This is a genomic window from Kocuria atrinae C3-8, assembly GCF_000286355.1.
Taxonomy (GTDB): Bacteria; Actinomycetota; Actinomycetes; order Actinomycetales; family Micrococcaceae; genus Kocuria; species Kocuria atrinae_A.
In genome coordinates, this window is the sequence record NZ_AJXN01000214.1 from 1 (window position 1) to 1278 (window position 1278).

Annotated in this window: 2 protein-coding genes; both read left to right on the top strand. The window is 67.8% G+C overall.

All coding sequences use genetic code 11. The features are described from left to right. Nucleotides 1-139: 139 nt before the first annotated feature. Nucleotides 140-1012, top strand: coding sequence for a hypothetical protein (locus tag YO9_RS0115920; RefSeq protein WP_223286719.1), 873 nt, complete (start codon nt 140-142; stop codon nt 1010-1012). Next, the coding region (locus YO9_RS19340) for a hypothetical protein (protein WP_223286720.1) at nt 1009-1278 on the top strand (270 nt) is incomplete at its 3' end. The genes YO9_RS0115920 and YO9_RS19340, both read left to right, overlap by 4 nt.

Consider the following 1278-nt stretch of genomic DNA (forward strand, 5'->3'; position numbering starts at 1 on the left):
GTGCGTTGTGCGGGGGTGGGGTGTGCTGGGGTGGGGGGAGTGGCCTGCGGGCCGCCCGGGCCCTCCTACATTTAGGTGGCGAGGAGTGTTCCTCGGCGTCGACAAGATGCATCTAAAACAACATTACACGTAGTAAAAGATGAATGTATCACTAAAGTGTATTGTATGGACACATCACCACACGGAGACGGGAGCACACCATGACCACCACACCGACCTACTACTCCCCCGGGCCGCCGCGGCCCTGCTCGGGGTCACCCGTGCGAACTTCAACATCTGGGTGGCCAAGGGCCAGCAAGACCCCGACGCCGTGCTCGTGCCCGCCAGCGCGGATCGCAAACCGCAGCCGGTGTGGACGGTGGAGACCGTGAAGAACTGGGGCAAGACTGAGGTGGGGGAGCCGCAGAGCTACTACCCGCCTCAGGCGGCGGCGCAGTACCTGGGGATCCCGTACCCGACGTTCAACGTCTACCGGCGCTCTCGGGGGGAGATCCCGGCGGATGCGTGGGTGAGACGGTCCCCGGAGGGGGAGCCGTCGCCGGTGTGGAAGCCGGCGACGTTGAAGGCGTGGCTGGCGTCGATGCGTGAGCAGGTGGCTGCCCCCCACACTCCTCGTCCGGTTGGGCTCTACGGTCTGGGGGATGCGGCGGGGTTGATGAACCTGACCGCCGCCGGGTTCGAGCGGCTGCTGGCTGAGCACCCCCTGGCCCCGGATGCGGTGCTGATCACCCCCAGCACGGAGAGGGCCTGGACCGCGGCCAGCCTCAATGGGTGGGCGGAGGCCACGGAGACCCCGATCAAGCGCCGCAAGCCGACCCCGGTGCAGCTCTACCCCCACACCGAGGCCGCGAAGCTGCTGGGCATGGCCCCGGGGGACTTCGACAAGGCCCTGCGTGCCCACCCGTTGGCCCCGGAGGCGCTGATGGCCTCCCCCGCAGCTCAGGCCTGGGGTGAGGACACCCTGCGCACCTGGGCCGCGCAGGTGGGCGAGGCGAAGGAGGCGGTCAAGTGAGCCCGGATGAGTTCCGCCTGAAAACCGGTCTGCTCGGCTTCACTGCCCACGACCTGGACTCGATCTTCACCGAGCTCAACGGCCACGCCCGCCAGGTGCTCAACGGCCACGGCCAGGTGCCCGAGCATGTGGGGGAAGTCGTGAGCGCGTGGTGGGAGGAGACCACCACCGCGGTGGCCAACACCGTGGCCGAGGCCACCGCCGCCTATATTCAGGTATTAAGTCGATGCCCTCGTGCAGGTATCGGTCGGTCGGTGGCCTGGGAC